The organism is Pseudomonas sp. Irchel s3f10 (assembly GCF_900187515.1).
Taxonomy (GTDB): Bacteria; Pseudomonadota; Gammaproteobacteria; order Pseudomonadales; family Pseudomonadaceae; genus Aquipseudomonas; species Aquipseudomonas tensinigenes.
On the sequence record NZ_FYDZ01000031.1, the window covers coordinates 1 to 6,109 of the forward strand.

A 6,109-nucleotide genomic window follows, 5' to 3' on the forward strand; every position below is an offset into this window, starting at 1 on the left:
GTCCTTGGTGGAATTCGGGAGCGCCACATATGAACCAGGCGCTACCAAAGAAACTCTGGGATGGACTCGGATTGGTCTCGATACTGGATACGATAAACCGACTTAATCGCACAATCTGAACCGCCGTATACGGAGCCGTACGTACGGTGGTGTGAGAGGACGGCGATCGCGAGACCGCCTCCTACTCGATTTAAGGAAAGGTGCGGCCGCTCTTGGTTGTAGATCGTAATAGCCTCCCGCACCATCTGTTCAGCCTGTTCTAGATTTTCTGGCCTGTAGAGCAGCAGCTCTGTTTTCAGAATGCCGTTAACCCGCTCTGCGAGAGCGTTTTGGTAGCAATCGTAGCCATCGGTCATTGAGCAAGTGACGCCATGTTTGGCGTGCAGCTTCTGGTAAAGATCAGAGCAGTACTGTGCGCCTCGATCCGAGTGATGCACCAGTCGTTGGTTTGTTCGGCGCTCTTTTAGCGCCTTTCGGAAGGCTTGAGTCACGGATTTGGCGTGCAGGCTGTCATGTACGTGAAAGCCGACAATTTTTCTCGAGTAAGCATCTGTCACCAAACTCAAGTAAACAGATCCTTCTCGTGTGGGGATGTAGGTGATATCTGCTACCCAGACTTGTTCTGGGCCAGTCGCAATCACTTGATGCGAGGAGGTTGGGATGGCAGCGAAAACGATGATGGCTGTCAGTCGTCTTGTGATAGGCCCGCTTTCTACGTACCAGTTGGCGATGATCGCGCAAAACATCGAATAGACGATCCCTTCCAACATGCAGTTCTTGTCTCTCACGTTTGGCATGCATCATCGAATGTAACCTACGAGTACCGATGCACGGCTGACGTAAGCGGATCTCATGCACAAACTTGACGAGCTTCTGGTCTTGCTCAAGCCTGGATCGGTAAGCCCGATCTCGCTTGTAATAGGCTTGACGACTTATTCCCATAAACTGGCAAGCCCTGCTGACACTCAGGGTTTGGGTTTGCGCAACGACTTGCCTGGCCGCTTTTTTACAACGGATACGCCATAGTCATTCTTCAGAACATCGACCACGTCTTCAAAAAATTTGGCTTTCTGATTGGCCAGCGCCAATTGTTCTTCAAGCTCTTTGATTCTCTGCTCAGGCGTCAGCGGCAAAGTTGGCTCGTCCATCGGTCGAGTCCTCTGAGAGCGAATGGAGGCGCCTTGGCTCCAATCCTGCCGACCATGCTTGCGTAACCAAGCCAGAACCGTCGACCGGCCTTGAATCCCATAGCGCCGTTGAGCCTCTTTATAACTCAACTCGCCTTTTTCGACCTGATCGACAACCGACAATTTAAAAGTCAGTGTGTAATCGCGCTGACTGCGCTTTTCGCCCGTCTCCATTGCACCCTCCTGATAAGAAGCCAGAAGGTGTAAACCTTATTTAGGACGAGACAGCGCCCACAAAAAAGCCCCTGAATCTTTCAATTCAGGGGCTTTGCTATTTGGCTCCACAACCTGGACTCGAACCAGGGACCCAATGATTAACAGTCATTTGCTCTACCAACTGAGCTATTGCGGAATTGGTGCGTATGTTACTGATTCAAAAAGAGAAGTCAAGCATCGGTTGCAAAAATGAGTGAATCTTCGGGACGGACGGTGGTTTGTCAGCGATTGGCGGTTACCAGAACCGTAGCAGAGGTCTACCATGGCCGCCCGGAAGTGGTCACACGCGCTGCCGGCCATTCGCCGAAAAGGTACGTGACATGAAGCAGTCAATCCGCAACAACGAGGTGTTCGCATGAGCATCGCGCAAATCAGCTTGCCCAAAGGCGTCGGCCCCCACGCCGAAAAACTGTTCGACGCAATCACTCAGGCCAGCAGCGCTGAAGAGCTGAACCGCGCTGGCGGCAAGGCCGAAGGGTTCGTCCTCGGTCTTGAAAGCACCAAGGCGATCAAAAGCCAGATCGCCGAATCGCTGTACGTCGTCTATGACGATGCCGCGACTCAGCGCGCGAGCGAACTGGCTTAACTGCCGAAGGTGATAGTGCCCAGCATCAGTTTGGCGTAGGCCGCAGTGGCTGCCAGTTGCACCAGCCACAGCGCCAGGCCACCGAGAAACACCCCGGCGGCGACTTGCAGCACCAGGCTTTTTTCGCGTTTGGCCGAGGCGCGAGGGATGAAATCATCCAGATCGTCACGGTCGGCGCGCAGGTTGTCGTTTTTCATATTGATCTCACAAAATTCTCGGATGTACACAAAACCCTGTAGGAGTGAGCCTGCTCGCGATAGCGGTGTGTCAGACAGTAATGCTTCGGCTGACAGGGCGCTATCGCGAGCAGGCTCACTCCTACAGTTTTTGATTTGTGTGCAGTTTAGAGGGTGTTGGCGCTAGTTTGAGACAAATAAAAAACGGGAAGCCACAGGCTTCCCGTTTTTCATCACGCGGCGAAATCAGATGACCTGAACAATCGCATCCGTCACAGCCTTGATGTTGCTCTGGTTCAGCGCAGCCACGCAGATGCGGCCGGTGTCCAGGGCGTAGATGCCGAACTCGTTACGCAGGCGATGCACTTGCTCGGTGGTCAGGCCCGAGTAGGAGAACATGCCGCGCTGGCGACCGACGAAGCTGAAGTCGCGGCCCGGGGCTTTCTCGGCCAGCAGGGCAACCATCTGCTCACGCATGCCGCGAATGCGCAGACGCATTTCAGCCAGTTCCGCTTCCCACTGCGCACGCAGTTCCGGGCTGTTCAACACCGCAGCGACGATGCTGGCACCGTGGGTCGGCGGGTTGGAGTAGTTGGTGCGAATCACGCGTTTGACTTGGGACAGCACGCGCGCGCTTTCTTCTTTCGATTCGCTGATGATCGACAGGGCGCCAACGCGCTCGCCGTACAGCGAGAACGACTTGGAGAACGAACTCGACACGAAGAAAGTCAGGCCAGATTCAGCGAACAGACGCACGGCAGCGGCGTCTTCATCGATGCCGTCACCGAAACCCTGGTAAGCCATGTCGAGGAACGGCACGTGACCTTTGGCCTTGACCACTTCCAGCACGTTGTTCCAGTCCGCCGGGGTCAGGTCGACGCCGGTCGGGTTGTGGCAGCAGGCGTGGAGGATAACGATCGAGCCGTTCGGCAAGGCGTTGAGGTCTTCGAGCATGCCGGCACGGTTTACGTCGTGGGTGGCAGCGTCGTAGTAACGGTAGTTCTGCACCGGGAAACCAGCGGTTTCGAACAGCGCGCGGTGGTTTTCCCAGCTCGGGTCGCTGATCGCCACAACGGCGTTCGGTAGCAGTTGCTTGAGGAAGTCGGCACCGATCTTCAGGGCGCCAGTACCGCCGACAGCCTGAGTGGTGATCACGCGACCGGCACTGATCAGCGGCGAGTCGTTGCCGAACAGCAGCTTTTGCACGGCCTGGTCGTAGGCAGCGATGCCATCGATCGGCAGGTAACCGCGCGAAGCGTGTTGAGCGACGCGAATCGTCTCGGCTTCGATCACGGCGCGCAGAAGTGGAATTCGCCCCTCTTCGTTGCAGTAAACACCCACGCCCAGGTTGACCTTGGTGGTCCGGGTATCGGCGTTGAATGCTTCGTTGAGGCCCAGGATTGGATCGCGGGGTGCCATTTCGACAGCGGAGAACAGGCTCATTATTGCGGCGGCTCTGAATGGAGAATGGAGGGACGTGTCGCGCTCCAGCCGGATGCACTAGAGCGGTGCACAAACGGGGAGCTAGTATAGAGGCCATTACTGAACAATGGCGACAGGCGATTCGGCTTTTAGGGTAAGTTTTTCCGATTATTTCTTGACCGTTAGTCGACTGCGCGTGTCAGAGTCTTTACCGGATGTAGGACGTTTGCCTTGAAAGGTGAGGCAATCGCCACCACATTGAACACAATCCAGGTTTTTTCTTGCGCGACACCGGTCGTTTGCGGTCGTCCCCGTGGTGTTCCGCTTTGCTCGGAATGCCGCGATCCCAGAGGTGTATATGTCCGAATTCCAGCTCGTCACCCGCTTCGAGCCCGCCGGCGACCAGCCAGAAGCCATCCGCCAATTGGTGGAAGGTATCGAGGCCGGGCTGGCGCACCAGACGCTGCTCGGTGTGACCGGCTCGGGCAAGACCTTCAGCATCGCCAATGTCATCTCGCAGATACAGCGCCCGACCCTGGTGTTGGCGCCAAACAAGACGCTGGCCGCGCAGTTGTATGGTGAATTCAAGGCGTTCTTCCCGAATAACGCGGTCGAGTATTTCGTTTCCTACTACGACTACTACCAGCCCGAAGCCTATGTGCCGTCGTCCGACACCTTCATCGAGAAGGATGCGTCGATCAACGACCACATCGAGCAGATGCGTTTGTCCGCGACCAAAGCGTTGTTGGAGCGTAAAGACGCGATCATCGTCACCACGGTGTCGTGCATCTACGGTCTCGGTAGCCCGGAAACCTATTTGAAGATGGTCTTGCACGTTGATCGCGGCGACAAGCTCGATCAGCGTGCGCTGCTGCGGCGTCTGGCCGACTTGCAGTACACCCGCAATGACATGGATTTTGCCCGCGCGACCTTCCGTGTGCGCGGCGATGTCATCGACATTTACCCGGCGGAATCCGATCTGGAAGCGATCCGCATCGAGCTGTTCGATGACGAGGTCGAGAGCATTTCCGCGTTCGACCCGCTGACCGGCGAAGTCATCCGCAAGATGCCGCGCTTCACCTTTTACCCGAAGAGCCACTATGTGACGCCACGGGAAACCCTGCTCGACGCCATCGAACACATCAAGGTCGAACTGCAGGAACGCCTCGAGTACCTGCGCAGCAACAATAAACTGGTGGAGGCTCAGCGTCTGGAGCAGCGCACCCGTTTCGACCTGGAAATGATCCTCGAGCTGGGTTACTGCAACGGCATCGAAAACTACTCGCGTTATCTGTCCGGGCGTCCGGCGGGTGCCGCGCCACCGACCCTTTACGATTACCTGCCAGCCGATGCCTTGCTGGTGATCGACGAGTCCCACGTCAGCGTGCCGCAAGTCGGCGCGATGTATAAGGGCGACCGTTCGCGCAAAGAAACCCTCGTCGAATACGGCTTCCGTCTGCCGTCGGCGCTGGACAACCGGCCGATGCGGTTTGACGAGTGGGAAGGGGTCAGCCCGCAGACCATTTTCGTTTCGGCGACACCGGGCAACTACGAAGCCGAACACGCCGGGCGCGTGGTCGAACAAGTGGTGCGGCCGACCGGTCTGGTCGACCCGCAGGTTGAAGTGCGCCCGGCGCTGACTCAGGTCGACGATCTGCTCTCGGAAATCACCAAGCGCGTCGCAGTGGAAGAGCGGGTGCTGGTCACCACGCTGACCAAGCGCATGGCCGAAGACCTCACCGATTACCTCGCCGACCACGGCGTGCGCGTGCGCTATCTGCACTCGGACATCGACACCGTTGAACGCGTGGAAATCATCCGCGACCTGCGCCTAGGCACGTTCGATGTGCTGGTCGGGATCAACTTGCTGCGTGAAGGTCTGGACATGCCGGAAGTGTCGCTGGTGGCGATTCTTGATGCGGACAAGGAAGGTTTCCTGCGTTCCGAGCGCTCGCTGATCCAGACCATTGGCCGGGCGGCGCGTAACCTCAATGGCCGGGCGATTCTCTACGCCGATCGCATGACCGGTTCGATGGAGCGGGCGATTGGTGAAACCGAACGTCGTCGTGACAAGCAGATCGCCTTCAACCTGGAAAATGGCATCACCCCGCGCGGTGTGATCAAGGATGTCGCCGACATCATGGAAGGCGCCACCGTGCCGGGCTCGCGCAGCAAGAAGCGCAAAGGCATGGCCAAGGCCGCGGAAGAGAACGCCAAGTACGAAGCCGAATTGCGCTCGCCGAGCGAGATCACCAAGCGTATTCGTGCGCTGGAAGAGAAGATGTATCAGCTGGCGCGGGATCTGGAGTTTGAAGCGGCGGCGCAGATGCGTGATGAGATTGCCAAGCTGCGTGAGCGGCTTTTGGCTGTGTAAGTAGGATCGTTCCCACGCTCTGCGTCACTAGTGTCCGGTAAAACCTGTGTCATAGCAGAAGGCAGCCTTGAGCTGCCTTCTGCTCCGTTCGCTTCTGCCTTCGGTGCTCAAGATGTTCGATGCTTGATGGACGTTCGAACAACGTGTG

4 protein-coding genes, 1 tRNA gene and 2 pseudogenes are annotated in these 6,109 nt (G+C 57.2%); 3 read left to right on the plus strand and 4 right to left on the minus strand.

Annotated features, from left to right (window positions below):
- Window positions 1-119 (plus strand): annotated as a pseudogene (locus CKW17_RS30655) (maturase); the annotation flags it as partial.
- Window positions 120-191: 72 nt separating this feature from the next.
- Here the strand turns inward: CKW17_RS30655 and CKW17_RS29365 are convergent.
- Window positions 192-1,361 (minus strand): annotated as a pseudogene (locus CKW17_RS29365) (IS3 family transposase); the annotation flags it as partial.
- Between the two features lie 102 nt (window positions 1,362-1,463).
- Window positions 1,464-1,539 (minus strand) — tRNA-Asn (locus tag CKW17_RS29370).
- A gap of 219 nt (window positions 1,540-1,758) precedes the next feature.
- Between CKW17_RS29370 and CKW17_RS29375 the strand changes: the two genes are divergently transcribed.
- A complete protein-coding gene (locus tag CKW17_RS29375) occupies window positions 1,759-1,989 on the plus strand; it encodes a hypothetical protein (RefSeq protein WP_095123433.1) in 231 nt (76 codons plus the stop codon).
- Here the strand turns inward: CKW17_RS29375 and CKW17_RS29380 are convergent.
- Complete coding sequence (locus CKW17_RS29380) at window positions 1,986-2,186, minus strand: hypothetical protein (RefSeq protein ID WP_016983541.1); 201 nt, start codon at window positions 2,184-2,186, stop codon at window positions 1,986-1,988. The two genes, CKW17_RS29375 and CKW17_RS29380, sit on opposite strands and share 4 nt — an antisense overlap.
- A 225-nt stretch (window positions 2,187-2,411) precedes the next feature.
- Window positions 2,412-3,608 carry an amino acid aminotransferase gene (locus CKW17_RS29385; RefSeq protein ID WP_038363598.1) on the minus strand — a complete coding sequence of 399 codons (1,197 nt, stop codon included), beginning with the start codon at window positions 3,606-3,608 and terminating at the stop codon, window positions 2,412-2,414.
- Window positions 3,609-3,945: 337 nt separating this feature from the next.
- Here CKW17_RS29385 and uvrB point away from each other — a divergent pair, with 337 nt between their 5' ends.
- Entirely contained in the window at window positions 3,946-5,961 is a 2,016-nt protein-coding gene (gene uvrB, locus CKW17_RS29390) for an excinuclease ABC subunit UvrB (RefSeq protein WP_095123435.1), read from the plus strand.
- The last annotated feature ends 148 nt before the right edge of the window (window positions 5,962-6,109 follow it).